Raw genomic sequence first — 1,976 nt, 5'->3', positions numbered from 1 at the left:
GAGTATCAGTGTGGACGCTTCGGGACGTTACTCCCTCATTTCATCCATCGAAATATCAGTTCTCCAAGATTCTGGACTTCTTTAGTCCTTCAACTTGTGCCTGACCTTTTCAGTCAGGAACGCATCGCACGGTTGTCGTTACCGTAACCTTCCAGCAGGTTGATGGCACCCCACACGCCGAGACCAGCACCCAGAGCGACAACCAGAGTCTGAAGAACTTCGATAGCAGAGTTGAAGAATTCCATAGTCTTTTCTCCTTTATTATAAAGCGTTTTCGATCATTTGTACACACCCGAAATCTTGTAGTTTTACGCTGCATAACCGCAGCAAGGCTGATTTTCTGGTGCACTTTTCTGACCGGGATAAATTAAAACCGCCTACCGAGTCAGGCAGGCGGGAGCGAATCAGCATCAATCACAACAAATTCATCATTGGGATTGATTTTTTCTTTTCGGTTCAGATATTTTTCAATATCGAAGGTGTTTTTGGGGTCGTAGTCCGAGGTCAACTTGTAGTTGGGGTGCTGGGTCAGGTCGTACTTGTCCGAAAGAAAGGGGCGCACACCTCGCAGCTGCAAGATGCACTTGCCGCCGTCCAGCACCGCAAGCTCGTCCCGGCTCATTAATTCGTGACCAAGTTTTTGGAACGATGTTCCGTAGGATGGCGAATTACCGCGCGTGTCCGAAGTGTTAAAAGAATCAATCGTTTCTTTTCCCAGCATTTCCGACAGGTCTTTCAGTGTACCGGGTTCCGAGCCGCCGAGAAAAATCTGACTGTCCATGTTGCCAATGATGGTATCCGCATTGTCCTTGTAGATAGCCTTTAGCTGGCTTTTCGCCTGCAAAACAAGACAGGCCGAGATCTCACGGCTGCGGATGGTGGCTACCAGCTTTTCCAGATTGGGGATCTGCCCGATGTTGGCGCACTCGTCAATAAGGCATCGTACATGGATTGGCAGTTTGCCGCCGTACACATCATCTGCTTTATCGCACAGTAAATTGAAAAGCTGGGTGTAGACTATCGAAATCAGGAAATTGAAGGTGCTGTCCGTATCCGACATGATGAGGAACAGAGCTGTTTTCTTATCTCCCAGCGTGTCCAGTTGCAGTTCATCGTACATGGTGAGGTCACGCAGTTCTTGGATGTCGAAGGGAGCGAGCCTCGCGCCGCAGGAAATGAGGATGGATTTTGCGGTCTTGCCGGCAGCCAGCTTGTAAAGTTTGTACTGCCGCCCGGCAAAGCTGTTGGGCTTCTTCTTCGCCAGTTCTTCAAACAGCAGATCCACCGGATTCTGGTATTCCTCGTCATCCTCCAGCACCTGCATGGTGTTCAGCATCTCCAGCAGGGTAGCGAAGTTTTGTTCCTCCACCGGGGCTTCATAATGCAGATAGGCGATCAGGGCGGTGAGCAAAAGACGTTCGCTTTTCTCCCAAAATGGATCGCCGCCGCTGCCTTCTCCCTTCGTGTTGGTCATCAGGGTCGTGACCAGTTTCAGAATGTCCTTTTCGCTGTGGACATAGGCAAAGGGGTTATAGTGCATGGACTTTTTGAAGTTGATGGTGTTCAGAATCCTGACCTTGTAGCCGTTTTTCAGAAGTGCGTTCCCGCACTCGACCACGATACTACCTTTCGGGTCAGTGACCACATAGGAACTGTGACATTGTAAAAGGTTGGGCTTGAGCCAAAACCGGGTCTTGCCGCTGCCGGAGCCGCCCACCACCAGCACATTTTTGTTCCGGGCGTTTTTGGGGTCAGGTGGGCGATTGCTCATCATCAGCCGTTCTGTTTTGGTCAGGATAATGTTGTCGGCAAACTTGGGAGCCATGAACGGCTCAATGTCCTTGGTGGTACCCCATGAAGCGTTTTGTCAAGTGTTTTTTTGAGTTATTGACGCAAATTATCGTGAAAGTGCGAAAGTGCAAAGTGCAAAGGGTCTGCGTTTTGCACTTTCAGCTTGCGGGTTCGGGTGGCTGCTT

At 50.1% G+C, this 1,976-nt stretch carries 2 pseudogenes; both read right to left on the bottom strand.

Annotation, left to right across the window (positions count from 1 at the left end):
- Positions 1-116: 116 nt before the first annotated feature.
- Positions 117-245 (bottom strand): annotated as a pseudogene (locus C4N23_RS13615) (Maff2 family mobile element protein); the annotation flags it as partial.
- 140 nt (positions 246-385) lie between these two features.
- Positions 386-1,864: pseudogene (locus tag C4N23_RS13610) on the bottom strand (VirD4-like conjugal transfer protein, CD1115 family); the annotation flags it as partial.
- Positions 1,865-1,976 lie beyond the last annotated feature (112 nt).

Source organism: Faecalibacterium hattorii (assembly GCF_003287455.1).
Taxonomy (GTDB): domain Bacteria; phylum Bacillota; class Clostridia; order Oscillospirales; family Ruminococcaceae; genus Faecalibacterium; species Faecalibacterium hattorii.
Note: the sequence above shows the minus strand (reverse complement) of the source record. Positions and strands in the feature narration are given on the sequence as shown.